Source organism: Nocardia sp. NPDC101769, assembly GCF_044766925.1.
Lineage (GTDB): Bacteria > Actinomycetota > Actinomycetes > Mycobacteriales > Mycobacteriaceae > Nocardia.
Map to the genome: position 1 here is coordinate 609,179 of NZ_JBIWMX010000001.1, position 25,440 is coordinate 634,618.

At 67.5% G+C, this 25,440-nt stretch carries 29 protein-coding genes; 11 read left to right on the top strand and 18 right to left on the bottom strand.

Going from position 1 to position 25,440, the window contains the following annotated elements; translation table 11 throughout:
- Positions 1–79 precede the first annotated feature (79 nt).
- The 6 genes from carD to ACIRRA_RS02540 all read left to right on the top strand — a co-directional run bounded on the left by carD (position 80) and on the right by ACIRRA_RS02540 (position 4,929).
- Complete coding sequence (gene carD, locus ACIRRA_RS02515; RefSeq protein ID WP_025346809.1) at positions 80–568, top strand: RNA polymerase-binding transcription factor CarD; 489 nt, start codon at positions 80–82, stop codon at positions 566–568.
- A gap of 2 nt (positions 569–570) precedes the next feature.
- Positions 571–1,317: a 2-C-methyl-D-erythritol 4-phosphate cytidylyltransferase gene (gene ispD, locus ACIRRA_RS02520; protein ID WP_402762022.1), complete on the top strand. Its 747-nt coding sequence runs from the start codon at positions 571–573 to the stop codon at positions 1,315–1,317.
- Between the two features lie 14 nt (positions 1,318–1,331).
- Complete coding sequence (gene ispF, locus ACIRRA_RS02525) at positions 1,332–1,799, top strand: 2-C-methyl-D-erythritol 2,4-cyclodiphosphate synthase (protein ID WP_364606775.1); 468 nt, start codon at positions 1,332–1,334, stop codon at positions 1,797–1,799.
- Between the two features lie 45 nt (positions 1,800–1,844).
- A complete protein-coding gene (gene cysS / locus ACIRRA_RS02530; RefSeq protein ID WP_402762025.1) occupies positions 1,845–3,245 on the top strand; it encodes a cysteine--tRNA ligase in 1,401 nt (466 codons plus the stop codon).
- Positions 3,246–3,552: 307 nt separating this feature from the next.
- Positions 3,553–4,536 carry a 23S rRNA (guanosine(2251)-2'-O)-methyltransferase RlmB gene (gene rlmB, locus ACIRRA_RS02535; protein WP_402762028.1) on the top strand — a complete coding sequence of 328 codons (984 nt, stop codon included), beginning with the start codon at positions 3,553–3,555 and terminating at the stop codon, positions 4,534–4,536.
- 114 nt (positions 4,537–4,650) lie between these two features.
- Complete coding sequence (locus ACIRRA_RS02540) at positions 4,651–4,929, top strand: DUF4190 domain-containing protein (protein ID WP_402762031.1); 279 nt, start codon at positions 4,651–4,653, stop codon at positions 4,927–4,929.
- A 36-nt stretch (positions 4,930–4,965) separates the two neighbouring features.
- On the opposite strand, the gene ACIRRA_RS02545 is transcribed toward ACIRRA_RS02540, so the two are convergent.
- From ACIRRA_RS02545 to ACIRRA_RS02555, 3 genes are all read right to left on the bottom strand, one after another.
- On the bottom strand, positions 4,966–5,778 hold the full coding sequence (locus ACIRRA_RS02545) for an enoyl-CoA hydratase/isomerase family protein (protein ID WP_356998741.1): 813 nt from the start codon (positions 5,776–5,778) through the stop codon (positions 4,966–4,968).
- 197 nt (positions 5,779–5,975) lie between these two features.
- Positions 5,976–7,148, bottom strand: coding sequence for an acyl-CoA dehydrogenase family protein (locus ACIRRA_RS02550; RefSeq protein WP_402762034.1), 1,173 nt, complete (start codon positions 7,146–7,148; stop codon positions 5,976–5,978).
- 78 nt (positions 7,149–7,226) lie between these two features.
- Positions 7,227–7,970 carry an alpha/beta fold hydrolase gene (locus tag ACIRRA_RS02555; RefSeq protein WP_402762037.1) on the bottom strand — a complete coding sequence of 248 codons (744 nt, stop codon included), beginning with the start codon at positions 7,968–7,970 and terminating at the stop codon, positions 7,227–7,229.
- Positions 7,971–8,043: 73 nt separating this feature from the next.
- On the opposite strand from ACIRRA_RS02555, the gene mhuD reads away from it, so the two are divergent.
- A complete protein-coding gene (mhuD, locus tag ACIRRA_RS02560) occupies positions 8,044–8,355 on the top strand; it encodes a mycobilin-forming heme oxygenase MhuD (protein ID WP_356998735.1) in 312 nt (103 codons plus the stop codon).
- A 100-nt stretch (positions 8,356–8,455) separates the two neighbouring features.
- On the opposite strand, the gene ACIRRA_RS02565 is transcribed toward mhuD, so the two are convergent.
- The 3 genes from ACIRRA_RS02565 to ACIRRA_RS02575 all read right to left on the bottom strand — a co-directional run bounded on the left by ACIRRA_RS02565 (position 8,456) and on the right by ACIRRA_RS02575 (position 9,721).
- Positions 8,456–8,899 carry an OsmC family peroxiredoxin gene (locus ACIRRA_RS02565; RefSeq protein WP_402762040.1) on the bottom strand — a complete coding sequence of 148 codons (444 nt, stop codon included), beginning with the start codon at positions 8,897–8,899 and terminating at the stop codon, positions 8,456–8,458.
- A 138-nt stretch (positions 8,900–9,037) separates the two neighbouring features.
- Positions 9,038–9,478, bottom strand: a complete 441-nt coding sequence (locus tag ACIRRA_RS02570; RefSeq protein WP_402762043.1) for an SRPBCC domain-containing protein — start codon at positions 9,476–9,478, stop codon at positions 9,038–9,040.
- 30 nt (positions 9,479–9,508) lie between these two features.
- The gene (locus tag ACIRRA_RS02575) at positions 9,509–9,721 is read right to left on the bottom strand and encodes a DMT family transporter (RefSeq protein ID WP_402762046.1); all 213 of its coding nucleotides are present in this window, start codon (positions 9,719–9,721) and stop codon (positions 9,509–9,511) included.
- 399 nt (positions 9,722–10,120) lie between these two features.
- Here ACIRRA_RS02575 and ACIRRA_RS02580 point away from each other — a divergent pair, with 399 nt between their 5' ends.
- Positions 10,121–10,453 carry a hypothetical protein gene (locus ACIRRA_RS02580; protein ID WP_402762049.1) on the top strand — a complete coding sequence of 111 codons (333 nt, stop codon included), beginning with the start codon at positions 10,121–10,123 and terminating at the stop codon, positions 10,451–10,453.
- A gap of 290 nt (positions 10,454–10,743) precedes the next feature.
- Here ACIRRA_RS02580 and ACIRRA_RS02585 read toward each other — a convergent pair whose 3' ends face one another.
- On the bottom strand, positions 10,744–10,902 hold the full coding sequence (locus ACIRRA_RS02585) for a hypothetical protein (RefSeq protein ID WP_402762052.1): 159 nt from the start codon (positions 10,900–10,902) through the stop codon (positions 10,744–10,746).
- On the opposite strand from ACIRRA_RS02585, the gene ACIRRA_RS02590 reads away from it, so the two are divergent.
- A complete protein-coding gene (locus tag ACIRRA_RS02590; RefSeq protein WP_402762055.1) occupies positions 10,901–11,299 on the top strand; it encodes a hypothetical protein in 399 nt (132 codons plus the stop codon). The two genes, ACIRRA_RS02585 and ACIRRA_RS02590, sit on opposite strands and share 2 nt — an antisense overlap.
- 556 nt (positions 11,300–11,855) lie before the next feature.
- Here ACIRRA_RS02590 and ACIRRA_RS02595 read toward each other — a convergent pair.
- Complete coding sequence (locus ACIRRA_RS02595) at positions 11,856–12,704, bottom strand: ABC transporter permease (RefSeq protein WP_402762058.1); 849 nt, start codon at positions 12,702–12,704, stop codon at positions 11,856–11,858.
- A complete protein-coding gene (locus ACIRRA_RS02600; RefSeq protein WP_402762061.1) occupies positions 12,701–13,597 on the bottom strand; it encodes an ABC transporter ATP-binding protein in 897 nt (298 codons plus the stop codon). Before ACIRRA_RS02600 ends, ACIRRA_RS02595 begins: the two co-directional genes overlap by 4 nt.
- Positions 13,598–13,722: 125 nt before the next feature.
- Between ACIRRA_RS02600 and ACIRRA_RS02605 the strand changes: the two genes are divergently transcribed.
- On the top strand, positions 13,723–14,949 hold the full coding sequence (locus ACIRRA_RS02605) for a histidine kinase (RefSeq protein ID WP_356998714.1): 1,227 nt from the start codon (positions 13,723–13,725) through the stop codon (positions 14,947–14,949).
- A 22-nt stretch (positions 14,950–14,971) separates the two neighbouring features.
- Positions 14,972–15,634, top strand: coding sequence for a response regulator (locus ACIRRA_RS02610; RefSeq protein WP_402762064.1), 663 nt, complete (start codon positions 14,972–14,974; stop codon positions 15,632–15,634).
- A gap of 116 nt (positions 15,635–15,750) precedes the next feature.
- On the opposite strand, the gene ACIRRA_RS02615 is transcribed toward ACIRRA_RS02610, so the two are convergent.
- The 9 genes from ACIRRA_RS02615 to ACIRRA_RS02655 form a co-directional block, all read right to left on the bottom strand.
- On the bottom strand, positions 15,751–16,539 hold the full coding sequence (locus ACIRRA_RS02615; RefSeq protein ID WP_402762067.1) for a phytanoyl-CoA dioxygenase family protein: 789 nt from the start codon (positions 16,537–16,539) through the stop codon (positions 15,751–15,753).
- A 152-nt stretch (positions 16,540–16,691) separates the two neighbouring features.
- Positions 16,692–19,250 (bottom strand): ATP-dependent Clp protease ATP-binding subunit, encoded by a 2,559-nt coding sequence (locus ACIRRA_RS02620; RefSeq protein ID WP_402762069.1) that lies wholly within the window; start codon positions 19,248–19,250, stop codon positions 16,692–16,694.
- 258 nt (positions 19,251–19,508) lie between these two features.
- A complete protein-coding gene (locus ACIRRA_RS02625) occupies positions 19,509–20,462 on the bottom strand; it encodes an esterase/lipase family protein (protein WP_402762072.1) in 954 nt (317 codons plus the stop codon).
- Positions 20,463–20,651: 189 nt separating this feature from the next.
- Positions 20,652–21,305 (bottom strand): DUF1772 domain-containing protein, encoded by a 654-nt coding sequence (locus ACIRRA_RS02630; protein WP_402762075.1) that lies wholly within the window; start codon positions 21,303–21,305, stop codon positions 20,652–20,654.
- A gap of 151 nt (positions 21,306–21,456) precedes the next feature.
- Complete coding sequence (locus ACIRRA_RS02635) at positions 21,457–22,080, bottom strand: FHA domain-containing protein (protein ID WP_040854285.1); 624 nt, start codon at positions 22,078–22,080, stop codon at positions 21,457–21,459.
- A gap of 190 nt (positions 22,081–22,270) precedes the next feature.
- A complete protein-coding gene (locus ACIRRA_RS02640; RefSeq protein ID WP_354831422.1) occupies positions 22,271–22,633 on the bottom strand; it encodes an Lsr2 family protein in 363 nt (120 codons plus the stop codon).
- A gap of 116 nt (positions 22,634–22,749) precedes the next feature.
- Positions 22,750–24,216 (bottom strand): lysine--tRNA ligase, encoded by a 1,467-nt coding sequence (gene lysS, locus ACIRRA_RS02645; RefSeq protein WP_402762268.1) that lies wholly within the window; start codon positions 24,214–24,216, stop codon positions 22,750–22,752.
- Positions 24,217–24,375: 159 nt separating this feature from the next.
- Positions 24,376–24,798, bottom strand: a complete 423-nt coding sequence (locus ACIRRA_RS02650; protein ID WP_402762270.1) for a rhodanese-like domain-containing protein — start codon at positions 24,796–24,798, stop codon at positions 24,376–24,378.
- Between the two features lie 5 nt (positions 24,799–24,803).
- Positions 24,804–25,412, bottom strand: coding sequence for a cysteine dioxygenase (locus ACIRRA_RS02655; RefSeq protein WP_402762079.1), 609 nt, complete (start codon positions 25,410–25,412; stop codon positions 24,804–24,806).
- Between the last annotated feature and the right edge of the window lie 28 nt (positions 25,413–25,440).

The following is a 25,440-nucleotide window of genomic DNA, read 5'->3' on the forward strand; positions in this document are numbered from 1 at the left end:
TGGCCCTGACCTGCGCCGTTGATCGCGCCGTTACCGAGTCGCATGTTAAACTGTGAACATCGAAAGGGGCACGGGACACATGATTTTTAAGGTCGGAGACACCGTCGTTTACCCCCACCACGGAGCGGCGCTGATCGAAGCTATCGAAACCCGCACCATCAAGGGTGTACAAAAGGAGTATCTGGTCCTGAAGGTCGCACAGGGCGACCTGACCGTTCGGGTTCCCGCAGAGAACGCAGAGTATGTCGGCGTCCGCGACGTCGTCGGCCAGGAAGGCCTCGACAAGGTCTTCCAGGTACTGCGAGCTCCGCACACCGAGGAGCCGACCAACTGGTCCCGCCGCTACAAGGCCAACCTCGAGAAGCTCGCCTCCGGCGATGTGAACAAGGTGGCCGAGGTCGTCCGCGACCTGTGGCGTCGTGAGCAGGACCGCGGCCTGTCCGCTGGTGAGAAGCGGATGCTGGCCAAGGCCCGGCAGATTCTCGTCGGTGAGCTCGCGCTCGCGGAAGGTACCGACGACGTCAAGGCCGAGACCCTGCTCGACGAGGTTCTCGCAGCGGCCTCCTGACCGTGAAAACTACACCCGGCGACGGCAGTCGTGTCGTCGCCTTGGTTCCTGCCGCCGGCATGGGCGTGCGTCTCGGTGAGAACAAGCCGAAGGCGTTCGTCCACGTCGGCGGCAGTCCCATGCTCACTCGGGCGGTCCAGGGGCTGATCGATTCCGGATCGGTCGACGACGTTGTGGTTATGGTGCCCGCCGAACTCGTCGCCGAGACCCGCGCCCTGCTGCCGGTTTCCGCCGTGCCCGTGCAGGTGGTGGCGGGCGGGGCCGAGCGGACCGATTCGGTGCGGGCCGGTCTCGCGGCCGCGCCCGATGCCACCCTGGTGCTGGTGCACGATGCCGCCCGGGCCATGACTCCCCCGGCGCTCATCACCCGGGTGGTCGACGCGCTGCGCGCTGGCGCGCGGGCCGTGGTGCCCGCGCTGCCGGTGACCGACACCATCAAATCCGTGGACGAGACCGGTGCCGTGACGGGTACCCCGGATCGATCCGGGCTGCGCGCCATCCAGACTCCGCAGGGCTTCGATGCCGCGCTGCTGCGTGCCGCCTACGCTGTGGGTACACAGGCGACAGACGACGCGGGACTGGTGGAAATGCTCGGTGCGACCGTTCATACGGTGCTCGGTGACGCCCTGGCCTTCAAGATCACCACGCCGTTGGACCTGGTCCTCGCCAATATGCTTGCCGCCCGCCGTGATACGGCCGACATCGCAGGTGGGCTGGACACGACACGCGAAGCGGTGATCGCCCCGTGATGGATCCCATGGCGCTGCGCACCGGCATCGGCAGCGATGTGCACCCCGTCGAATCCGGCCGGCCCTGCTGGATGGCGGGCCTGCTGTTCGAGGGTGACAGCGGGTGCGCGGGACATTCCGACGGTGATGTCGCGGCCCACGCGCTGTGCGACGCGCTGCTATCGGCCGCCGGGCTCGGCGATGTGGGCGCGGTTTTCGGCACGGGTCGCCCGGAATGGGCGGGCGTGTCCGGCGCGGCCATGTTGAAAGAAGTCCGGCGTCTGCTCGACGAGGCCGGATTCACAATTGTCAATGCGGCTGTACAGGTAATCGGGAACCGCCCGAAAATCGGCCCGCGACGGGCCGAGGCTCAGCAGGTGCTGGGCGAGATTCTGGGTGCGCCGGTCTCGGTGTCCGGCACCACGACCGACGGATTGGGCCTCACCGGCCGCGGCGAGGGCGTGGCGGCGGTCGCCACCGCGCTGCTGTGTTGTCGCGCCTGACGCACCCGTCATCCGCCCATTTCCCAACAGCTAGGATGCTCTGTCGTGACTCTGCGCCTTTTCGACACCGAGACGCGGACCCTGCGTGAATTCACGCCGCTGGTCCCTGGCAAAGCCTCGGTGTACCTGTGCGGCGCGACCGTTCAGGGGGAACCCCACATCGGGCACGTGCGCAGCGGCGTCGCCTTCGATGTGCTGCGACGGTGGCTGGCCGCCAATGATTTCGACGTCGCCTTCATTCGCAATGTCACCGATATCGACGACAAGATTCTGAACAAAGCCGCCGATCACGGCCGCCCGTGGTGGGAGTGGGCCGCGACCCACGAGCGCGCCTTCGACCGCGCCTACGAGACGCTGGGCGTGCTGCCGCCGTCCGGCGAGCCGCGCGCCACCGGGCACATCACCCAGATGGTGCGGATGATGGAGCGGCTCATCGAGCGCGGCCACGCCTACGCCTCCGAGGGCAATGTCTATTTCGACGTGCTGAGCTTCCCGGACTACGGAAAGCTGTCCGGGCACAAGCTCGATGACGTGCACCAGGGCGAGAGCGCGGGCCAGGGTAAGAAGGATCCGCGCGATTTCACGCTGTGGAAAGCCGCCAAGCCGGGTGAGCCGAGCTGGCCGTCGCCGTGGGGTCCGGGTCGCCCGGGCTGGCATCTGGAATGCTCCGCCATGGCCGAGTTCTATCTCGGACCGGAATTCGATATTCATTGCGGCGGAATGGATCTGGTTTTCCCGCACCACGAGAACGAAATCGCGCAGTCGCGCGCGGCCGGGGACGGATTCGCCCGCTACTGGCTGCACAACGGCTGGGTGACCATGGGCGGCGAGAAGATGTCCAAGTCGCTGGGCAATGTGCTGTCCATTCCGAACGTGCTGGAGCGGGTCGGGGTGCGCGCGGTAGAGCTGCGCTACTACCTGGGCAGCGTGAGCTACCGGTCCATGATCGAGTATTCCGATCAGGCGCTGACCGAGGCGGCCGCCGGATACCAGCGGCTGGAGGCCTTCGTGCTGCGGGTGGCCGAGCGCACGGGCGAGGTTCCGGTCGGCACCTGGACCCCGGCCTTCGCGGACGCGCTGAACGACGATCTCGGAGTTCCGCAGGCGCTGGCCGCGATTCACGGCGTGGTGACCGAGGGCAACAAGGCACTCGATGCGGGTGACTTCTCGGGCGCGCGGATGCTGGCCGGGCAGGTCCGGACCATGCTGGGCATTCTCGGTGTGGATCCGCTGGACGAGCACTGGGCTGCGCCCGAGGACAATTCCGCCGCCATCGCCGCGCTCGATGTGCTCATCGGCGCAGAATTGCAGCGGCGGCAGCAGGCGCGCGCCGACAAGGACTGGGCGACCGCCGACGCGGTCCGCGACCGGCTCGCGGCCGCGGGCGTCGAGGTCACCGACACGCCGCAGGGTGCGGAGTGGTCCCTGGCCAAGGAGAAGAAGTGAGCGGTTCCGCATAGGCGGAACCCGGGTCACCCGAATACCGCGTGGGCTAGCCCGCGCGGTGTGGCGGAGCGCACCGAATTCGGGGTGGCGGCCCAGCGTGGGGCACAATTCGTAGCGTCCCTCCGGCAATGCCGCGCGGCTCGCGGCCATCCGGAGGCGCTGCTCTGGGGCAGCGCGAAAGTTCAGACAGGGGCGCAGCCGTTCGCTGCGCCGACCGGAGGCAGGTTTCCCGCACGATCGACCGTGAGCGGGTTGGTCCCGCGGCCGGGCCGAGGCGGGATACCCGCGTGATACGGAAGGCGAAGTGATGGCAGGCAATTCCCAGCGACGCGGGGCGACGCGCAAGTCCGGCACCAAGAAGGGGCAGACCGTCGGCTCCGGCGGGCAGCGCCGGCGCGGGCTCGAGGGCAAGGGCGCAACCCCCAGGGCCGAGGACCGCACCTACCACCCGGCCGCGAAGCGCGCCAAGGCGAAGGCCAAGGCGCAGGCGACGGCCGCCACCACCCGGTCGCGCAATGCCGCCCGGCCGATCGCGGGCCGCAAGGACAACGAGGGTCCGGAACTGGTGCTCGGCCGTAACCCGGTGGTGGAGTGCCTGCGCGCGGGTGTTCCCGCCACCGCGCTCTATGTCGCCAATGGCGCCGAGAACGACGACCGGCTCAGCGAGGCGGTGAAGACGGCCGCGGAGATCGGTATCTCGATCCTGGAGGTGCCGCGGACCGATCTGGACAAGATGAGCCACAACGGCATGCATCAGGGCATGGCGCTGCAGGTGCCGCCGTATCGGTACGCCCACCCGGACGATCTGGTCGACCGGGTGCACAACTCGGGCGAGCCGGCGCTGCTGGTGGCGCTGGACAATATCTCCGATCCGCGCAATCTGGGTGCGGTCATCCGCTCGGTGGCGGCCTTCGGCGGGCAGGGTGTGGTGATCCCGCAGCGGCGCAGCGCCAGCGTCACCGCGGTGGCGTGGCGCACCAGTGCGGGTGCGGCAGCGCGACTTCCGGTCGCCCGAGCCACGAATCTGACTCGCACGCTGAAGGATTGGGCGAACAAGGGTTACCAGATCGTCGGCCTCGACGCGGGCGGCGACACCACCCTCGACGAATTCGACGGCAGCGCACCGACGGTCATCGTGGTCGGCTCGGAGGGCAAGGGCTTGTCGCGCCTGGTGCGCGAGACCTGCGACGCCATCCTGAGCATTCCGATGGCGGGTCCGGTCGAGTCGCTCAATGCCTCGGTGGCGGCTGGTGTGGTGCTGGCCGAGGTGGCGCGGCAGCGCCGGGCCTGATTCGGTCGCTCGACCATCACATATCGAGGCTGGTGGGCCTCGATATCCAAGTGGCGCAAGCGAACACCGCGCGTCAGCCTGCCGCCGCGGGGCTTCCGCCCGTAAACTCGAGCGGTGGTATTCGATCAGCCGCCCATCGGGTCCCCCGTCGAGCACGAGCATGCGACGGCCGTCTTACTGCTGGGTGCGCTCAGCGTGTTCTGTTGCGGCGCGCTGGGTCCGATCGCCTGGGCGCTCGGACGGCGGGCGCTGAACGAGATCGAGGAGGGCGGGGGCCGCTTCGGCGGCCGGGTGCAGGTCGTGGTGGGCTATGTCCTCGGCGTCGTCGGGACCTGCCTGATGGTGGTCTTCGCCTGCATCTTCCTGCTGATGGCCATCAGCGGGCGCGCCTAGCCGAACGGCGCGATCAGGCCCGGCCGAACGGCTCGGTCAGTCCAGACCGGGCCGGCGCTCGCCACCCGTCACGGCATCCCAGGCGGGCCATTCGCCGCTGACGCTGCCGGTCCACTTGGGCGGGCGGCGGTCCTTGAGGGCCGCGACGCCCTCACCGCCGTCGGTGCTCTTGGCGACGTAGTCGTTGAGCTCGGTTTCCAAGCGGCCCACGGTTTCCGGGGTCATGGTGGGGGCCTCCCACAGCAGGCGCTTGGAAAGCGCCACCGGGAGCGGGGCCGAACCGTGGGCGATGTCGTGGGCCACCTCGAGGGCGGTGGGCAGCACCTCGGCGGCATGCAGGCAGGAATTGGCGATGCCCAGGGTGTACGCCTCGTCGCCGTCGAAGGTGCGGCCGGTGAGCAGCAGGTCGGCGGCGCGGGCGCTGCCGATCAGCCGGGGCAGGGTCCAGTGCGCGAACCCATCGGCGAGCGCGCCGCGGCGAACCTGGTTGAGCGCGTACACCGCGTCGCGGGCGACATAGCGCAGGTCGCACTGCAGCGCGATCTCCAGGCCGATGCCCACCGCGTGCCCGTTCACCGCCGCGATGACCGGTTTCCGGATCCGGAACGGTGGCGGATCGATGAGGCCGTTGACCTCGCCGACCTTCAGCGACAGGTCCGCACCCGCGCAGAACGCGGGCGGGGTCCCGGTGATGACGACCGCGCCGATGGCGTCGTCATTGTCGCAGCGGCGTAGCGACGCACCGAGTTCCGACGCCATGGCCGGGGTCAGTGCGTTCTGCTGGGCGGGCCGATTGAGCGTGAGCACGGCGACGCCGCCGGAGACGTCCACGTGCAATTCCGAACTCATGCTGGAAGATTATGCCCTCTGTGCTCAATTTGCCCTCCGCTTCGCTCCGGGCTGGTTCGCGGCGCTGGAGGTCTCGATTCTTCCCTCCCTCCGCTCCTCCGCTTCGCTCCCCCGCTCCGCTCGGTCCAGAATCGAGACGCGCCGCGAACCACTGGTTTTCGCCCTATGAAAGCCGGTCTTACCAGGCAGACCGGCTTTCAGGCGCGCAGGATCTGCCGCCCGATGGCGTACTTGTGCACCTCGGTCGGTCCGTCGTAGAGCCGGAAGGCTCGCATGTCGCGGAAGATCATCTCGACCACCGTCTCGTCGGAGATGCCGATGCCCCCGAGCACCTGGACGCAGCGGTCGGTGACCTTGAACAGCTCCTCGGAAACGTAGGACTTGGCGATGGAGGATTCGTGGCGGGCCTTGTGGCCCTGGTCCATCAGCCAGCAGGCGTGCCAGATGGTGAGCCGGCACTGGTGCAGTGCAATCTCGTTGTCCGCCAACATGAACGACACGCCCTGGTGCTCGCCGATGGGCTTGCCGAAGGCGGTGCGGGTCTTGGCGTAGTCGACCGCGATGGCCTGCGTCCGCTCGGCCGCGCCCAGCCAGCGCATGCAGTGGGTGAGGCGGGCCGGGGCCAGCCGCAACTGGGCGTAGCGCAGCGCCTGGCCGGTCTCGCCGAGCACGGATTCCCTGGGCAGCACCAGGTTGTCGAAGCGCACCACCGCGTGGCCACCGACGTAGTTGCGGTCCATGGTGTTCATGACGCGTTCGATTACGATCCCGGGCGCGTCGCCCTCGCAGAGGAACAGGGTGGGGCCCTCGGGCAGGTGCGGGTTGGCGGCCAAGCGCGCCATGATGATCCAGGTCTTGGCGCCGTCGGCGCCGGTGATCAGCCACTTGCGGCCGTTGATGGTGAAGTTCTCGCCGTCGAAGGTGGCCTCGGTGGCGAGCTGATTGGGGTCGGATCCCGCGCCGCCCGGCTCGGTCATGGCGAAGACGCTGCGCTGGTGGCCGTCGATCACCGGCTGCAGGAAGCGTTGCGCCTGTTCCGGATTCGCGATCTTGGAGAGCAGGAACATATTGCCCTCGTCGGGCGCGGCGCAGTTCATGGCGACGGGGCCGAGGGTGGACCAGCCGGCCGCCTCGTACAGCACGGCCTGCTCGATGTGGGTTAGGCCGCGCCCGCCCAACTCCACCGGTGCCTGGATGGTGAGCAGCTTCTCCGCGCGCGCCAGCTCGACCAGTTCCTGCCGCAGCTCGTCGTCGGGACCGTGTGCGGTCAGGCGCGGATCACGCTCGAAGGGGACGATCTTGTCGATGACGAACTGGCGAACCCGATCGCGTTCGGCAGCAAGGTCGGCGGGAATCGAGAAGTCGATCATCGTTTGTCACCATCCGTCGGGAGTCGCGGTCGAGCCGAGCATACGACGACCACCCCACCCGACTGAAGGCACCCGCCATCAAACGAGTGCGCGGCGCAGGAAATCCTCGACTTCGGCCCGGTAGGCGGCGGGTTGATCGTCATGGACGAGGTGGCCGGCGTCAGGGATGACGACGTGGCGGGCATCGGGGTGGAGCTCGGCCATCTCGCGCATCTGCCCCGGCGGGGTGATGGTGTGCTCGCCCTCGATCAGCAGCACCGGGACGGTGATGGATTTCCACTGCGCCCAGAAATCGCGCGTGCCCCATTCCTCGGAGATGTCCCGGAAGGTCGGGATCTCACCGTGCAGGCGATAGCCGTCGGGGCCGTGCCGGAACGAGTCGAGGAAGTAGGGTCCCGCGACCGGGCCGAAGAATTCCAGTACGGCCCGCTCGTCCGGAAACGGTTGTGGCCAAGCCGAAATCACGGCCGCCCAGTTCTCCGCGGTGCGTCCCTGGAAGTCCGGCGCCATGTCCTCGACCACCAGCGCCCGTACCCGCTCCGGATGCGCCGCGGTGAACATCCACCCGTGCAGACCGCCCATCGAATGTCCGATCACCACCATGGGTTCGGCGATGTCCGAGGTCGCCGCGGCCAGATCGGCCACGAACGCCTCGGTGGTGAGCCGGGCGGGCGCGGGACGCCCGTGCCCGGCGGCATCGAACGTGTACACGTGCCCGAATTCGCGCAGCCAGGGCAGCTGGGCCCGCCAGGTCCGGGCGCTACCCATCAATCCGTGCAGCAGCAGGATCGGCGCGCCGGCGCCGCCTTCGTCGTACAACATCGCCTCGACCATGTGTTCCGAGTTGGTTATTGCCTCGAACGATACGTGCGCGACGCGGAGTACATTCACACCCATGGCAGTCGTCAAGATCAACGCAATCGAGGTTCCCGAAGGCGCCGGCCCCGAGCTGGAGAAGCGCTTCGCGCACCGTGCGCACGCAGTGGAGAACTCGCCGGGCTTCCTGGGTTTCCAGCTGCTCCGCCCGGTCTCCGGTGACAACCGGTATTTCGTTGTCACGCAGTGGGATTCGGAGGAGTCCTTCGCGGCATGGCGGGACGGCCCGGCACGCGAGGCGCACGCGGGCGAGGCGCGCAAGCCGGTCTCCACCGGTGCTTCGCTGCTGGAGTTCGAGGTCGTCCTGGACGTGGCGGGCAAGAACGCCTGATCAACGCGGGTGGGCACGTATCGACGCAGTGCCAACGGGAATGTCACTCTTCGAACCGGTGGTTCCCGGCTGACGACAGCATCAGCCGGGAACTCGCGAGCTACGCCTCGAAGGTGGCATCCAGCTCGATGGTGTCGACGCCGGCCAGCGCCTTGGACACCGGGCAGCCCGCCTTGGCGGCCTCGGCGGCGGCCAGGAAGCCGGCCTCGTCGATGCCCGACGCCTTGCCCACCAGGGTCAGCTTGATCTTGGAGATGCGGAAGCCGCCGGCCGGGTCCGGGCCCAGGGTCACGTCGGCGGTGATGTCCAGGCCCTGCACGGTGCCACCGGCATTGCCGATCTGAGCCGACAGCGCCATGGCGTAGCAGGAGGAGTGTGCGGCCGCGATGAGCTCTTCGGGGCTGGTGGTGCCGTCGGCCTCGTCGGCGGTGCGCTTCGGGAACGAGACGTCGTACTTGCCGACGCCCGAGCTGACCAGCTCGACCTGACCGGAACCGTCCTGCAGGCCGCCGACCCAGGCGGTGCGCGCGCTACGTGTGGGCATCACTATCCTTTCGGTGTTTGATTTGCCCTCCGCTCCTCCGCTTCGTTCCCCCGCTCCACTCAGTCCAGAATCGAGACGGGCCGCGAACCTTTGGGGTGAGGTTGATCCGGTGATGAACCTGCCGGACGTATGCAGACTCTATACCGCGGCGGCGGTCCGCTGGTCCCACTGCTGCAGCACATTTGGCCAGGACTCCTCATGCCGGTCCCGGGTCACGGCGTTCGGGAAGCCGGCGTGGGTGAGGAGCAGGGCGGTGCCCGCGCCGTGCGCCGAAAGTTCCAGGGTGACCACGGTTTCCGCGCCCTCGGTGCCGCCGGTGACCCAGGTCAGCTCGACCAGGCGGTCGGGTTCCAGGCGCAGGAATTTGCCGTAGTGCGGGTGGCCGCCGCCCGCGGTGAAGAAGAACGGCTCGTTCACCGCCGGACGCATGAGGATCGAACCCGGATCGGCGAACCAGAGTCCGAACTGCCGAGTGCATTGGCGGTAGAGCTCGGCGGGCGAGGCGACCATGATGCGTTCCGCGACCAGGAAGAACGGTCGCGCGGCGAGGTCGGGTGGCCGCAGGGGCGCAACGTCCATGGGGCGCGACGATACCGTCCCGGCCCGCGCTCACTCGGGATTGACGACCCGAGCCGGCACGATGCCGCCGATGATCATGGACAGCGGCCGCACCCGGCTCGCGCCCAGCGGGTCCTTTTGCACCACGATGCCCAGCCCGATCGCGCCCACCGCGCCGATGCCGGTGAAGATGGCGTACGCGGTGCCCACCGGCAGCGACTGCATGGCATAGGAGGCGTCGTACTCGGCGCGCAGGTGGGCCATGGCCGGAATCCTCATCGAGGCCGATGCGCCAACGGTGTCCGATCGTCACGACGAGCCGACCGAGGACACGAATTTCGACCCGCGCCAGACCACTGTTTTCGGGGCGCGATCGAATGCGGGTTATGTTGTCCCACACGATCTTTCACGGTTACTCTAAGCCCGGCGGCGGGTCGGAGGGCCCACCCTGGAGACACCCGCAGCTGTTCCCCGGAAAAGCAGAGAGAATGGGGACGACCGATGTTCGACCGAGCCACGCGGTGGCACCGCAGTAGCCTCTGCGCGCTGACTCTCCTCGCACTGGCACTGCCGACAGCCAGCAGCTGCGCGAGTGAGTCCGATACCGGCTGGGCCGTCCCCCCGACCGCGGAACCCGCGGCCACCACGCCCTGCACAGACGCCGTGCAGGCCACTGACCCGAGCGACCGAATCGTCGAGCTGATCAACCTGTCTGCCGATAACAAGCTGACGTACAGCCTCGTCCACTACGCCCGAACATCCACGAAGCAATGGCGAGCCGCATGCGGACCGAACCTCACCGCGCCCCTCTCCGACCAGGTCACCATCACCTCCATACCCCAATCCGCGATGTGCGGCCTCCCCGTCGACTCGGCAAACTGCACCCTCACAGCGATGAAAACCCAATCCGACCACTGGAGCTCATGGGCCCCGATCGCCACCATTCACATCGCCGACGGGAAGGTCGTCAACATCCGAGAGCACTACGAAAGCTGACTGGCGGACACAACGAACCGCCCGACACGACCAGGGGTTCCGGTAGTAATCGCCGAAAATCCAACGAAGTTCACGTAGCGCCTGGTCAGCTGTGGTGTAGTGAGGCTACGGGGTCGTCTCGTCGAGGTATCGATAGATGGTGCCGCCTCGTACGGAACGGCCGAGTCGCGGCCGCGAACAATATCGGAGGCCATCATCCCTACCTCGTCCCGACTCGGTGCCGTACTCGGCTGCGCGGCAGTCATTCTGACCCTCGCCGCGTGCACGAATTCCAATACGACCTCGACCGCTCAGTCGTCCACACCCGCCGCTAGCGCGTCGGCGGCCGCGACCACCTCGGCCGCGCAGGCCACCAGCCCGGCCAGCAGTGCCACGGGTTCGGCCGAGGGCATCAATGTCACCATCACGGCACAGGATCCGACGACGGTCCACGTGGGCGGTGCGCCCATGCGTTTCACGGTGGCATTGACCAACTCCACCGATGGCGATATTCCGCAGGTGGCCATGGTGGTGTCGCTGGGTCACTGCACGTGCAGTTCGGGCATGGCCTCGCCCATGCCCTCCGGGACCATGCAGATGCTGGACACCGCCACCAACACCTGGCAGTCGGTGCGCTACGTGCACGAAGGCACCGGCACCGACTACCAATCGCAGACCCTGGTCCCGCCTTTCGCCCTCGAGCACGGCAAGACCGCCACCTATCAGCTGGAAATGCAGCTCGACACCAAGCAGAATTTCGCGGTCCACGAAGGCCAGTCCGCCATTCACGTGACGATCGTCGATGCCGCCACCAAGAAGCCGGTGACGGGCAAACCGACCGCGCTGCCGATCACCGTCGAGCCCTAGCCGCGGCGACCAGCGTTCAGCGGGCCGGTAGCGAAGGGTCATCAGGCTCAGACCGGCCGGGGCGTCTGCCTCGTCGGGGTCGCGATCATCATGTACGCGCCCCGCACCGCGTAGGGAACCCACGCCTCGGTTGTCGGTAAACGCTTCTGAGACACCCTTTATGCGCGACCATGAGCGGACGGCTGTTGTTCAGGCCGCGTAGTCGGTGGTGGGGATGGTGCGGGCGACTTTCTGCGGGGGCGGCCGAGGCCCTCCCCTGTGCACCTTCACCATGCCAGCTGACGCTGCGGGAACGGGGTCAGTGGTTCATTGCCCTCATAACGCACAGCGGAACATGAAACCACCAGCGCCACAACAATGCTCGCAATTCGCCGAACAGGTCGACCGGTCTCGAGACCTGGTCGGGCTCAGCGCCGGATTCCGGCCGGTTGCGCCACTTCCCCCGAGCAGCTGCCGCGCGGCGAACCACCCCTGCGTCCTGGATCCGGCGGGCTGACGCGACGACGCGACCGCTCACCGGGCGGGTGAACGGTCGATCGCGCGGTATTCGCCTGTCTCACACCATGTCACGGCCTCGAATCAGCCAGATCGTTCCGGCCGCGAAGACGACGACGTACGCGGCCAGCACCAGCAGGGACTCGCCACGGCTCAGGACATCCAGCACGCCGGGGGTGGCCGGGCCGCCCACCGTGCGCAGGGAACCCGCCAGGGAGCCGGCCGCCGTGCCGGGCAGGTGGTCGGTGACGGCCCGGATGGGCGAGAAGATCGCCGCAACGCCGCGCAGCAGGTTCTCCACCACCAGCACCCACACCAGGCCCAGGCCCACCGCCAGCGCAGGACCCCGGGCAACCGCCCCGATCAGCGCGCCCGCCAGCGTCCACATGCCCAGAATGGCGGCGCCGGAACCGATTCCGAGCAGCATCCGGCCCGCCGAGGGCAACGCCGGGGACTGGCCCTGGGTGCCGGCGATGAGTGCCGCCACGCCGGTGTCGATCACGAAGGCGGCCAGCACCAGCGCGACCACCGTCACCGCCAGGCTCAGCACCACCGCACCGATCACGTGCACCCGCGAAGGTCCCTGTGTGAGTGCGGTCTTCCAGCTGCCCCAGCCGTATCCGCTGCCCACCGCGAGCGCGCCCAGCACCAGCATGAGCGCCCCGCCGAACATGGCCATGCCCTGCGTGAACACCTCCGGCACGGCCGCGGGCAGCATCTGCTGCAGGAGCAGCTCACGCGGCAGCCCGTTGGACATGCGGGTCGCGCTGCCGGTGGTGTAGGCCAGATAGTTGAACAGGTAGGCGAAGGTGAGATTCAACAGGATCCAGGTGCCGAGCACGATCCAGAAGGTGGGCCACTTGCGCAGCCGCAGCAGTTCGGCCCGGGTGCTGGCCAGTAGGTCGGTCATTTCGACGTCTCCGTCATCTCGAAAAAGACTTCCTCCAAGGACTTTTCGTCGGTGCGCAGCTCGAGCAGCTCCGCGCCCGCCTCGATGACCGCGCGCGCCACCGCGGAAGCGTTCGCGGCCCCGGCGTCGATGCGAATACCGTTGGCGGTCACCAGCGCCGACCGCTCCCCCACCACGGCACGCACCGCCGGGAAGGCCACCTCCAGCGGCTCCGCACGCACCAGAAGCGAGGCCGTGCCACGCAATTCGCGCACGGTCGACTCGACCAGCAGACACCCGCCGGAGATGACGCCGACGCGATCACAGATCTCCTGTACCTCGCTCAGCAGGTGGCTGGACAGCACGACGGTGTGCCCGTCGGCGGCGAGTCCGGTGATGAGCTCCCGCATCTCGGCCATGCCCGCCGGATCCAGGCCATTGGTGGGTTCGTCGAGAATCAGCAGGTCGGGGCGGCCGAGCAGGGCGGCCGCGACACCGAGGCGCTGCTTCATGCCGAGCGAATAGGTGCGGAACCGGTCCTTGCCGCGGGCGCTGAGGGCCACCCGGTCCAGGGCGTCGGCGACCGCGTCGTCGCCGACACCCCGGTAACGGGCCAGGACGCGCAGGTTGTCCTGGCCCGACAGGTGGGGGTAGAAGCCGGGGCCCTCGATGAGAACGCCCGTGCGGCGCAAGGTTTCGGGGTCGCCGGGCTGCCGTCCGAGCACGGTCGCGCCGCCCGACGATGGACGGATGAGACCGACCAGCATGCGCAATGTGGTGGTCTTGCCCGCGCCATTGGGACCCAGGAAACCGTAGATCTCACCGCGGCGGACGCTCATGCTCACGGCGTCCACGGCGGTGTGGGAGCCGTAGCGCTTGGTCAGCCGATCGGTGACGACGATCGCTTCGTTCATGGGCTCAACGATCCGCCGCTGCGGGCGGGAAAAAATCCGTCGCAGCGCGCGATTCGGCGTACGTATCTGGACGTATTTGGCCGCGACACAGTGCCGCTGCCCGGATACGGCGCTACGGTGCAGCTATGGACACACGCGGGGGAAGGCTCGGGCGGCGCGACGTGCTCCCGGCACTGGTGGTGGGGGCATTACAACTCGGCTTCGGGACCTTGGCCAATCATCACCAGACGGTGATGCGCCAGCTCGATGTGTACGGATACGCGCTGCTCATCGCCGGTCCGGCACTGCTGATACTGCGCCGGCGCCGCCCGCTGGAAGTGTTCTACGCGACGCTGACCGTGGCAGTCGCATACCTACTGCTCGGTTACGGTTACGGGCCGATCTTCGTCTCGCTCATCGTCGCCTTCCTGACCGCCGCCGTCCTCGGATCCCGTTGGTACACCTACCCGTTCGTGGCCGCGGGCTACCTGCTCATGGTGTGGCCGGTGCCCGGCTGGCGCGGGTACCACACCGGCGCCTGGCAGGAATTCGGTTTACTCGCCTGGCTTTTCGTACTCGCCGCGGCGGCCGAGGGCATCCGGCAGCGGCGTGCCGCCGTCATCGCGCGGCGGCAGCGCGGCGAGGCGGCCCGCCGCGAGGAACAGGCCGAGCGCGAACGCGAACAGGCCCAGCGCGCACTGGAATCGGCCGAGCGGGAACAGCGGGTCACCGAGGAGCGTCTGGCCATCGCGCGCGAACTGCACGACGTGCTCGCGCACAGCCTGTCCCTGATCAATGTGCAGTCCTCTGTCGCGCTGGAACTGCTCGACCGCAAGCCCGAGCAGGCAGCCACCGCGCTGGCCGCCATCAAATCTGCCAGCAAGGACGCGCTCGGTGAGGTGAACGCGCTGCTGCGCTCCATTCGCGGCGGCACCGCCACCGTGACCGCGCCGACCACACCCACCATCGGCATCACCGACCTCGACAAGCTCACCGGGCCGGCCCGCGCCGCCGGACTGGTGGTGCACACCATGGTGACCGGCGGGCCGCGGCGGCTGCCGGCCGTGGTCGACGTGGCCGCCGCCCGCATCGTGCAGGAGTCGCTCACCAATGTGGTGCGGCACGCGCCCGGCGCGAGCGTGCTCGTCACCGTGCACTACGCGACCGAGCGGCTGCAGCTCACCATCGACAACACCCGGCCCACCCGGCAGCCCGCCCCGCAGTCGCCGGCCGGTGGCCACGGCATCACCGGTATGACCGAGCGCGCCCACGCCCTGGGCGGGCAGCTGTCCGCGGAACCCAAGGCCGACGGCGGCTTCCGGGTCGCGGCCCGGCTGCCCACCCACCTGGCGCGACCCGAACCGGTTGCGTAGGTTCGGAATTCGAGGAGGTGCGATGCCGATCCGGGTGGTGATCGCCGATGATCAGGCGCTGGTGCGAGCGGGCTTCGTCGCGCTGCTCGGCGCCCAGAACGATATCGAGGTGGTGGGCGAGGCCGACACCGGCGCCCGGGCCCTCGGCCTGGCCCGCGAACTCCTCCCCGACGTCGTGCTGATGGACATCCGCATGCCCGAAATGGACGGCCTGGCCGCCACCCGCGCCATTGCCGCCGATCCGGCCCTGGCCACGGTGAAGGTCGTGGTGCTGACCACCTTCGAACTCGACGAATACGTCTTCGAGGCCATGCGTTCGGGCGCCACCGGCTTCCTCGTCAAGCACACCGAGCCCGCCGACCTCATCAAGGCCGTGCGGGTGGTCGCGGGCGGTGACACCCTGCTCTCCCCCAGCGTCACCAGACGCCTGGTCGCCGAATTCGCCTCGCACGCCAAACCCGCCCCCGCTGCCGCATTCTCCGAACTCACCGACCGCGAACGCGAGGTCATGACCGCGGTCGCCGAGGGCCTCACCAATGCCGAGATCGCCGACCGCCTCTACATGAGCCCCGCCACCGCCCGCACCCACGTCAGCAGAATTCTGGTGAAACTGGGTGCGCGCGACCGCACCCAGCTCGTCGTCATGGCCTACGAATCCGGTCTGGTCCGCCCGGGCTGGCAATAGCGCCGAACTCGGCGACCGCCGGGATCACCTCGCGGCCCAGCACCCGCAGGGGCTCCAGTTCGTCGATGCCCACCACCCGTCCGATGACCACATCCGGCGTACCTCCCGGTGCGTGGTCACCGTGCCGCGCCCAGCTCCAGACCCCGCCGAATAGCCTGCTCCACCGGTGAGTACGCGCCGTCCGGGCGGTTCAGCACGCACGGTTCGCGCAACAGCAGCGGAGGCTGGGCCATGAATCTGGGGCGGCCGGTGCGATTGGGCTGGGCGGCATGCACCAGGAACGGGTGGCAGAGATAGACGTCGCCGGCCCCGCCGGTCGCGAGCGCCTCGGGCAGATCGTCCGTGGCGGAATAGAAGTCCTGGAGGTCGAACATGGTGGCGCCCTCCTCACCCAACGGCTCCAGCACCGGGGCCAGGCGCAGATGCGAGCCGACACGGATGCGGGTCGGAGCGTCCTCGGCGCCGATATCGGAGAACAGGAACAGCATGAGCAGGGCCCGGCCCTTGGAGTGGATGTTCACCCGCCAGCTGAGGTAGTCGTCGCGGGCGGCATCACCCGGGAAGCTCACATCGACATGCCAGCCGTCGTCGCCCGGCGACTCCGGACTGGGGAAGCGAATAGGCCAGCTGCCCAGGGTCTTCCGGGGCAGCCAGCGGCCGGGACCTGCCAATTGATCGAAGGCTTCGAGCAGGGGCGGGGCGGTGACCGCACGGGCGAAGGGCTCCTCGGCGTGGTCCCGGAGCCGGACGACCGGGCTGTGCCAGGTCGACGGGTCGTCGGGATCGCAACCGGTTGCACGCCACAGGATCTCGCGGCCCGCGGCAGCGGTCTCGACAGAGAAGGCCCGCTCGACCTTCACGAACCCTTCGGTGGTGAAGGCGGCGAGCTGAGCATCGGTGAGCATGCGTTCCCTTCTGGTCGGCTATCCGAGCATCGGCGATACCGGGATCGCGCCGCCACCGAATTTCCGTCCCGGACAACCGGAAAGCCCCGCTCTCCCGAAGGAGAACGGGGCTTTCGTTGTGTCGCTGAGGCTTTCCAGCCCGAGGCGGAGCGTTACTCGCCCGAGGCCGAGGACGGGGCGTCACCCGCGAGGGCGGCAACCGGCTTGTCCTCGACGGACTCGTCCGACTTCTTGGTCAGCTTGGCCTTCGGGCTGAAGGTGAACTTGGCGTTCTCGCCCTGGCCTTCGCCGTCCCAGCCCTCGACCTCCACCACCACGACCTGGCCGGGGCCCAGTTCGCCGAAGAGGATCTTCTCCGACAGCTGGTCCTCGATCTCGCGCTGAATGGTGCGACGCAGCGGGCGGGCGCCCAGGACCGGGTCGAAACCGCGCTTGGCCAGCAGGCTCTTGGCCTGTTCGGTCAGGTCGATCTCCATGTCCTTGTTCTTCAGCTGGTTGGCGACGCGGCCGATCATCAGGTCGACCATCTGGATGATCTGGTCCTGGGTGAGCTGGTGGAACACGATCACGTCGTCGATACGGTTGAGGAACTCGGGCCGGAAGTGCTTCTTCAGCTCGTCGTTGACCTTGAGCTTCATCCGCTCGTAGTTCGAGCCCTCGTTGTTCGACTGCGCGAAGCCCAGACCCACGGCCTTCGAGATGTCCGAGGTACCGAGGTTCGAGGTGAAGATCAGCACCGTGTTCTTGAAGTCGACCGTGCGACCCTGACCATCGGTCAGGCGGCCGTCCTCGAGGACCTGCAACAGGGTGTTGTAGATCTCCTGATGCGCCTTCTCGATCTCGTCGAACAGCACCACCGAGAACGGCTTCCGGCGCACCTTCTCGGTGAGCTGGCCGCCCTCCTCGTAACCCACGTAGCCCGGAGGGGCACCGAACAGACGCGAGGCGGTGAAGCGGTCGTGGAACTCGCCCATGTCGATCTGGATGAGCGCGTCGTCCTCGCCGAACAGGAAGTTCGCGAGGGCCTTCGACAGCTCGGTCTTACCGACACCGGACGGACCGGCGAAGATGAACGAACCCGACGGACGCTTCGGGTCCTTCAGACCGGCGCGGGTGCGGCGGATGGCCTTGGACACGGCCTTGACCGCGTCCTCCTGGCCGATGATCCGCTTGTGCAGCTCGTCCTCCATGCGGAGCAGACGGGTGGTCTCCTCCTCGGTGAGCTTGAACACCGGGATACCGGTCCAGTTGGCCAGCACCTCTGCGATCTGCTCGTCGTCGACCTCGGCCACGACATCCAGATCGCCGGAGCGCCACTGCTTTTCGCGCTCGGCCCGCTTGGCGACGAGCTGCTTCTCCTTGTCGCGCAGGCGCGCGGCCTTCTCGAAGTCCTGCGCGTCGATCGCGGACTCCTTCTCCCGGCGCGCCTCGGCGATCTTGTCGTCGAACTCGCGCAGGTCCGGCGGCGCGGTCATCCGGCGGATGCGCATGCGCGCGCCCGCCTCGTCGATGAGGTCGATCGCCTTGTCCGGCAGGAAGCGGTCGTTGATGTAGCGGTCGGCCAGCGTGGCCGCGGCGACGAGGGCGCCATCGGTGATCGAAACCCGGTGGTGCGCCTCGTAGCGGTCGCGCAGACCCTTGAGGATGTTGATGGTGTGCTCGACTGTCGGCTCGCCCACCTGGACCGGCTGGAACCGGCGCTCCAGGGCTGCGTCCTTCTCGATGTACTTGCGGTACTCGTCGAGGGTGGTGGCGCCGATGGTCTGCAGCTCACCGCGAGCCAGCTTGGGCTTCAGGATCGAGGCCGCGTCGATCGCGCCCTCGGCCGCGCCCGCACCCACCAGGGTGTGCAGCTCGTCGATGAACAGGATGATGTCGCCGCGGGTGTTGATCTCCTTGAGCACCTTCTTCAGGCGCTCCTCGAAATCACCGCGGTAGCGGCTGCCCGCGACCAGGGAACCCAGGTCGAGGGTGTACAGCTGCTTGTCCTTGAGCGTCTCCGGCACCTCGCCGTTGACGATGGCCTGGGCGAGACCCTCCACGACGGCGGTTTTACCGACGCCGGGCTCACCGATCAGGACCGGGTTGTTCTTGGTACGGCGGCTCAGCACCTGCATCACGCGCTCGATTTCCTTCGAGCGGCCGATGACCGGGTCGAGCTTGCCCTCGAGGGCGGCCTGGGTCAGGTTGCGGCCGAACTGGTCCAGCACCAGCGAGGTGGACGGGGTGCCCTGCTCGCCGCGCGAACCGGAACCCTCGACCGGCTCCTTGCCCTGATAACCCGACAGCAGCTGGATGACCTGCTGACGCACCCGGTTGAGGTCCGCGCCCAGCTTGACCAGCACCTGCGCCGCGACGCCCTCACCTTCGCGGATCAGGCCGAGCAGAATGTGCTCGGTGCCGATGTAGTTGTGGCCGAGCTGCAGCGCCTCGCGTAGCGACAGCTCCAGCACCTTCTTGGCGCGCGGGGTGAACGGAATGTGACCGGACGGGGCCTGCTGGCCCTGGCCGATGATCTCCTCGACCTGCGAACGCACACCCTCCAGCGAGATGCCAAGGGACTCCAGCGACTTCGCCGCGACGCCCTCGCCCTCATGGATCAGGCCCAGCAGGATGTGCTCGGTGCCGATGTAGTTGTGGTTGAGCATCCGGGCCTCTTCCTGGGCCAGGACAACGACCCGCCGCGCGCGGTCGGTGAACCTCTCGAACATCGCTCCCTCACTCTCCTGCTCCGCCATCACTGGCATCCGGCGCTTCAGACCCTGTGCTGCCCTTCTGGTCGCCAGCCTGCCATGAAGCCCTGGGGTTGCATCCCCCGACTCCACTCTAGTTGCCGGGGGTCACGCACGTCGTCCGTCCACCCTATTGCGAACCGGCGACAGTACGACTCATTCAGTCATAACGGGGCAGTTGCGCGGCCCGTTTCCGAATCGGCTACGCCCACAGCGAACAGTCGCGTTCGGGGTTCCTCAGTCCCCGGTGACGGGCGGGACGAACTCGCACGGCACCGGCTGGGCATGCTCCGGATCGAGCGCGTTGAGGGCCACCATGGCCGCGCGGTGACTGCCGGCGATGGCCATGTGATCGGAGAAGTCGACAGGGCAACCGTCCTGCATCAGATCATTGGTGACGTTCGGGGCCGGGACCAGCGCGATGGAGGGCCACACCGCCTCGTCGAAGTTGGAGGCCAGGTTGGTGTAGGTGACCGACGGGTCGTACACGCCGTCGGCGTTCAGGGCGTTGATGAACGAGGAATCGCGGAGCAACTCCGGGCACGCCTGGCAGACGACACCCATCGCGGCCAGGTTGTCCACCTGGTCGGCGCTCGCGCCGAGCTGCTGCCCGAAGGCGCGCACGACGTTCATCTGGTCGCCGAAGATACCCAGCCACGGGGGCGCGATGGCCACGAAGCGATTGACCTTGCCCGAGCCGCCGAGCCGCTTGATGTAGTACTCACCGACCGTATTGCCCTGCGAGTGGGCGACGAAGTCGACCTGAGCCGCACCGGTCGCGGACAGCACGCGGCTCACGAAAGCGCCCAGCTGAGCGGCACTCTCGGGGATCGGCTTCATACCGCCCAGCGCGGACAGCGGCCACGGCACGTCGAGAGCGCCGTAAGTCAGCGCGTAGACGCAGTATCCCTGGTTGGCGAGCAGTGGCGCGTAGGCGCCCCAGTTGGTCTGCGCACCGCCCGCGGTGCCGTGGACGAGGACCACCGGATCCGGGTGCGCCGCACTGGGTTTGCAGGACCAGTCATTGGCGCCGGGCAGCGAGCCACCGGGATTCGTGAGCTCGTTGGGGATGCCTGCGAAGAAGTTGAAAGTGACCGGGTATTCCGCTCGGGCGGTACCGCTCGCACCGATCCACAAGACCGCCAGAACCGCCATGATCAGCAGTGATCCCGGCGTTCCAGGCTTGGGCATCCTTCTCATGTTCCCTCCCAAATTAGAACGCGTTCCGCAAACCTAATCAGGAAACAAGCACGCGGGATGGATTACTGGCGGGTAAGTTCTGAAACCCGTTTCAGTACAGCAAAACGGCGGCGACCGGGACCCGCAGGCGGCTTGCGAAGCCACATCCGGGGTCCCGGCCACCGCCGGAATCGGACCGAACTACTGCTGACCGGAGACGAATCCGGGCTGGTCCGGGAAAAACTGCTGAACCGGAGCGGACCACGCCGCCGGAGCCGAGTACGCGCCCGGCGCCGGCGGGAAGCCCGGCTGCGCGGCGGGCGTGACGGTGGCGACCGTGGCGGCCGTGCTCGCCCTGGCATGCTGGACGCCGGCCACGAACAGCGCGCCCGTCAGCGCCAGGAACGCCAGCGTGTGCAGCACCGCGCGGACGATATTCCAAGCCACCCAAGAGCTTTCGAACTGCGAGCGCACCGCTGCCAGATCCTGGATCTGCCCGACGTCACCGGCATTGGCCAGCTGGTTGTTGAGCGGCACGTTCAGGCCCGAGGTGACGCAGAAGGCGATCACATTGAGGGCCAGCGCGACGCCGATCCAGATAAGCGCGGTCCGGTTGTCCTTGCCCAGGTGCAGGGCGGCGGCCAGCACGGTGAAGCCGACCGTGCCCATGAATCCGAGCATGAACCACGGATTGATGATGACCACGTTGATCTTCTGCATGACGTCGACGAAGGTGCGGTCGTCGGACTGGCCCAGGGCCGTCATCACCGAGGTCGCGTAGGCATAGAACACCCCGGCGATCAGTCCGGTGGTCAGCGTCGCCGCCACCAGCGCGGCGGTGCGAAATGCGAACATCGTTCTCTCCTGACTGGATCTGCCACCCGTGTTCGTCCCGGGTGATCGACTACCTCCAGTCAATCGCCGGCGGGCACGGAAACCCATGGCTCAGAAGCTCGCACGCATGCGCAGGGGTCCAACAGGCACGGGCAGTACCAGGATCGGCGAATCAGAGGTCGCGTTCGGAGATGACGCCGGACTGCATGGCCAGGTTGGCGAGGCGAACCCGCTTCTGGTTCTGCGGGAGGTCCTCGACGCCGAACTTCGCGAACAGCGCGCGGAGATGGGTCTTGATGGCGTCGACGCTGAGGAAGAGTTCCGCCGCGATCTGCTGGTTGGAGGCGGGTGAGGCGAACCCGTCATTGCTCCGCAGCGGCCGGCACAGCGCGATCAATACCGACCGCTGAGTTTCGGTGAGCGAGCGCAGCGTCGGCAGCCCGCCGGTGGAGGTCTGCGTGACATCGCCTGCGGCGCCGCTGAAATCGTGGAAGGTGACCCGCGACGTGCCCATCCGGATGACGTCCCCCGGCTGCAGGCGGTGGCGGCCGACCAGGCGATCCCCGTTGACGAAAGTGCCGTTGCGGGAAAGGCCGTCGTCGACGATGGTCCAGTGCGCGCCCAGGTACTCGGCGGTGGCGTGCAGCCGCGACACCTCGACGTCCCAGAAAAGCGACAGGTCGGCCTGAGGCGATCGCCCAATGGTGATTCGCGGCTGGTCAGGGGACAGCATCAGCTCATGCTGACGTCCCTCTTGATCCTTGACCCGAAGGAAGGAACCGTGGAAAGCGGTCACTGCGCCGATACCTCTTCTCTACATCCAGCCAGTGACATCGTCCTCACGTTTCAATGGTGCCTGGCCTCCCCGGCGCTAGCAAGATCGCAGTCGATCCGCCGGTTATACGCAAAGCGTATGAAAAAACCACTGCCGCCCGGGCACGCACGAAACACCCGGACGGCAGTCGAATCGGCGACTAGTCGGACAACTAGTTCTTAGCAGCGGCCTTGTTGTAAGCCTCGGTGATGTCAGCGGAGATACGACCACGAGCGGACACCTTGTGACCATTCCGGCGCGCCCATTCGCGAATGGCCGCGCTTTGTTCGCGATCGATCGACACCCGGTTCTTCGGGCCCGCGGCCGGAGCACCGGCCACCTTGGTACGACGCCGGCCACTCACGCGCCGAGCGGCCGAAACCCAACTGTCCAGACCCTCCCGCAGCTTGGCCGCATTCTCCGTCGACAAGTCGATCTCGTACGAGACGCCATCGATTGCGAACTCGATGGTCTCGTCCGCGATGGACTCACCGTCGACATCGTCGATCAAGCTAACGGTGACCTTCTTTGCCATGAGATGAACGTCCTCTCGAAATCGTGCGACCCGCATAGTCAGGCCGATTACCCGACGCCAGAATACCGCTAATTCCGATAGTCCCAGAACAGGCCCCGGAAATGCAATCCGGAGAACTATCGGGCTGCCGGACGCACAATTGGAAAGAGTATCGTTTCCCGGATTCCCAGGCCAGTCAGGGCCATCAGCAAACGATCGATACCCATACCCGTTCCGGTGGTGGGAGGCATACCGTGCTCCATCGCGGTGAGGAAGTCCTCGTCCAGGCGCATGGCCTCATCGTCACCGGCCGCGGCCAAACGCGCCTGATCCATGAAACGGTCCCGCTGGATCACCGGATCCACCAGTTCGGAATAGCCGGTGGCCAGTTCGAAGCCGCGCACGTACAGGTCCCACTTCTCGGTAACCCCGGGCTTGCTCCGATGCTGGCGCGTCAGCGGCGATGTCTCAACCGGGAAGTCCCGCACGAAAGTCGGCGCGTAGAGCTTGTCGCCGTAGACGTGCTCCCACAGTTCCTCGACCAGTTTGCCGTGGCCGTAGCCCTTGCCCTGCGGAATTTCCAGACCGACCCGATCCGCGAGCACCAGCAATTCCTCGACCGACGTTTCCGGGGTGACCTCGGTACCGATCGACTCCGACAGTGACGGGTACATCTCCACCGTCGCCCACTCGCCGGACAGATCGTATTCGGTGCCGTCGGCGAGCGTCACGACCTGCGTGCCGTAGACTTCCTGCGCGACTTCCTGGATCAATTCCCGCATCATCCTGGCGGAATCGTCGTAGGTGCCGTACGCCTCGTAGGTTTCCAGCATTGCGAACTCGGGCGAATGGGTCGAGTCCGCGCCCTCGTTGCGGAAGTTCCGGTTGATCTCGAAGACCTTCTCGATGCCGCCCACCACACAACGCTTCAGGAACAGCTCCGGAGCGATGCGCAGGAACAGCTCCATATCGAGCGCGTTCGAGTGCGTGACGAACGGACGGGCCGCGGCACCGCCGTGAATGGTCTGCAGCATCGGGGTCTCGACCTCGAGAAACCCCCTGCGCTCCAACGCATTTCGCAGCGCGCGCACGGCCGCGACGCGGGTGCGGGCCATCTCGCGGGCCTCCGGGCGCACGACCAGGTCGACATAGCGCTGGCGGACGCGCGACTCCTCGCCCATCTCCTTGTGGGCCACCGGCAGCGGGCGCAGCGACTTGGCCGCCATCTCCCACGTATCGGCCATCACACTCAATTCGCCCGTGCGCGAGGCAATCACCTCGCCGTGCACGTATACGAAGTCACCCAGGTCGACATCGGACTTCCAGGCCGCCAGCGACTCCGCGCCGACGCCATTGAGACTGATCATCGCCTGCAGCTTGGTGCCGTCGCCCTCCTGCAGGGTGGCGAAACACAGTTTCCCGGTATTTCGGACGAAAATGACGCGCCCCGCAATCCCGACCGTCTGACCGGTCTGGGTATCGGCCACCAGATCCGGGTACGCCGCGCGAATTTCACCGAGGGTGTGGGTGCGGTTCACCACCACCGGATAGGCCTCACGACCCTCCTCCAGCAACCGCTCGCGCTTCTCGCGGCGAATCCGCATCTGCTCGGGAACGTCATGCTCCACGGGGGCCACCGCGGCACGCTTTTGCACAGCAGGAACGGGGTTGCTCGAAGGAGAAGAAGGAGTGGAGGTGCTCACGGGTCCCAAGACTATCCTGCGGCGGAATTCCTTTTTTCCGCCGCCTCCCCGCCGGTTCGGCTACAGCCAGGCGAGGGTCGCGACCTCGCGTTCGAAGTGCGGGGCACTGGCCGCGGCGCTCAGCAGGCCCGCCGCTTTCAAGGCCTGATATCCGCCCTCGAGATCGGTGGCACGGCGCAGGCCCAGCTGTTGCAGGGAGGCGGCGGCCAGGCTCGAGGTGTATCCCTCCGAGCAGACGATGATCCATTCCATGTCGTGGTGCTCGGCCATCGCCAGACGCGCGGAACTCGACGGATCCAAACGCCATTCCAGGACATTTCGCTCGATCACCAGCGCACCCGGCAGGGTGCCCTCACGCATCCGCTGCGCCTGCGGGCGAATATCCACCAGGATCGCGCCCCGGGCGATGGCCTGCGGCAATTCGATCGGGAGCAGGCGGCGCAGCTGCCCGCGGGCCTGGGCGAGCATGCCGTCGATCGTCATGTGGGTCATTCGAGTTCGCCTTCGGGCTGGTCGGTGAGGACGGAACGGGTGCGCCGCAAGGTGCCGTGGCCGGTGACCTCGTAATAGGACATGGCCGTCAGCGGCGGGGAATAGGCGTGCACGCTCAGAGTCGGATTCAGCGGGCCGGTGATGCCGGCCTCCGCCTCGGGGGCACGCACCACGTCGTGCACCCAGCCGAGCGGGAAAGAGGCTTGATCACCCGCGGTGAGAGTGCGGCGGCGCAGATCCCGTCCGTTCCAGCGATATTCCGACAGCGCGCCGGAGAGCACGGTCAGCGCTCCCAGCGAGCCGGCGTGGTCGTGCAGTTCGGTGTATTTGCCCTCGACCCAGCTGATCAGCCAGATGTCCACCTCGTCATCGGCGACGAGCCTTGCGGCCCAGCGGTTTTCGGTGGGCCAGAGACCGTCGTCGGGCAGCAGGTGGTCGTAGCGGCCCTCCAGCACGTCCTGGGCGCCCTCATCGGTCAGGCGCAGCAGATCGGCCGGACGCAGCCGCGTCGGCAGGGCGGAGGCGGTGGCCCGCTCGGTGACCTCGGGCAGGAGCGGCGAGGCGGCACGAGTGTCGAGAGGGAGGGAAAGAACAGAGGAACGCATGAGCGAAACTCCAAGAAGTGTGTTTGTG

What these genes read in the sequence shown, in the direction of transcription:
- lysS (WP_402762268.1), bottom strand. Translation starts at nt 24,216, where the DNA reads ATGCGGATTCGCCGCGAGAAGCGCGAGCGGTTGCTGGAGGAGGGTCGT.
- ACIRRA_RS02655 (WP_402762079.1), bottom strand. Translation starts at nt 25,412, where the DNA reads ATGCGTTCCTCTGTTCTTTCCCTCCCTCTCGACACTCGTGCCGCCTCG.
- ACIRRA_RS02555 (WP_402762037.1), bottom strand. Translation starts at nt 7,970, where the DNA reads ATGTTGTACGACGAAGGCGGCGCCGGCGCGCCGATCCTGCTGCTGCAC.
- ACIRRA_RS02585 (WP_402762052.1), bottom strand. Translation starts at nt 10,902, where the DNA reads ATGGGCGCACCGCCCACGTGGACCGTCGTCGGATCCTGTGCCGTGATG.
- rlmB (WP_402762028.1), top strand. Translation starts at nt 3,553, where the DNA reads ATGGCAGGCAATTCCCAGCGACGCGGGGCGACGCGCAAGTCCGGCACC.
- ACIRRA_RS02595 (WP_402762058.1), bottom strand. Translation starts at nt 12,704, where the DNA reads ATGACCGACCTACTGGCCAGCACCCGGGCCGAACTGCTGCGGCTGCGC.
- ACIRRA_RS02545 (WP_356998741.1), bottom strand. Translation starts at nt 5,778, where the DNA reads ATGAGTTCGGAATTGCACGTGGACGTCTCCGGCGGCGTCGCCGTGCTC.
- carD (WP_025346809.1), top strand. Translation starts at nt 80, where the DNA reads ATGATTTTTAAGGTCGGAGACACCGTCGTTTACCCCCACCACGGAGCG.
- ACIRRA_RS02620 (WP_402762069.1), bottom strand. Translation starts at nt 19,250, where the DNA reads ATGTTCGAGAGGTTCACCGACCGCGCGCGGCGGGTCGTTGTCCTGGCC.
- ACIRRA_RS02630 (WP_402762075.1), bottom strand. Translation starts at nt 21,305, where the DNA reads ATGTTCGCATTTCGCACCGCCGCGCTGGTGGCGGCGACGCTGACCACC.
- ACIRRA_RS02565 (WP_402762040.1), bottom strand. Translation starts at nt 8,899, where the DNA reads ATGCCCACACGTAGCGCGCGCACCGCCTGGGTCGGCGGCCTGCAGGAC.
- ACIRRA_RS02605 (WP_356998714.1), top strand. Translation starts at nt 13,723, where the DNA reads ATGGACACACGCGGGGGAAGGCTCGGGCGGCGCGACGTGCTCCCGGCA.
- mhuD (WP_356998735.1), top strand. Translation starts at nt 8,044, where the DNA reads ATGGCAGTCGTCAAGATCAACGCAATCGAGGTTCCCGAAGGCGCCGGC.
- ACIRRA_RS02590 (WP_402762055.1), top strand. Translation starts at nt 10,901, where the DNA reads ATGCGTTTCACGGTGGCATTGACCAACTCCACCGATGGCGATATTCCG.
- ACIRRA_RS02570 (WP_402762043.1), bottom strand. Translation starts at nt 9,478, where the DNA reads ATGGACGTTGCGCCCCTGCGGCCACCCGACCTCGCCGCGCGACCGTTC.
- ACIRRA_RS02625 (WP_402762072.1), bottom strand. Translation starts at nt 20,462, where the DNA reads ATGCCCAAGCCTGGAACGCCGGGATCACTGCTGATCATGGCGGTTCTG.
- ACIRRA_RS02640 (WP_354831422.1), bottom strand. Translation starts at nt 22,633, where the DNA reads ATGGCAAAGAAGGTCACCGTTAGCTTGATCGACGATGTCGACGGTGAG.
- ACIRRA_RS02610 (WP_402762064.1), top strand. Translation starts at nt 14,972, where the DNA reads ATGCCGATCCGGGTGGTGATCGCCGATGATCAGGCGCTGGTGCGAGCG.
- ACIRRA_RS02575 (WP_402762046.1), bottom strand. Translation starts at nt 9,721, where the DNA reads ATGGCCCACCTGCGCGCCGAGTACGACGCCTCCTATGCCATGCAGTCG.
- ACIRRA_RS02550 (WP_402762034.1), bottom strand. Translation starts at nt 7,148, where the DNA reads ATGATCGACTTCTCGATTCCCGCCGACCTTGCTGCCGAACGCGATCGG.
- ACIRRA_RS02650 (WP_402762270.1), bottom strand. Translation starts at nt 24,798, where the DNA reads ATGACGATCGACGGCATGCTCGCCCAGGCCCGCGGGCAGCTGCGCCGC.
- ACIRRA_RS02600 (WP_402762061.1), bottom strand. Translation starts at nt 13,597, where the DNA reads ATGAACGAAGCGATCGTCGTCACCGATCGGCTGACCAAGCGCTACGGC.
- ACIRRA_RS02615 (WP_402762067.1), bottom strand. Translation starts at nt 16,539, where the DNA reads ATGCTCACCGATGCTCAGCTCGCCGCCTTCACCACCGAAGGGTTCGTG.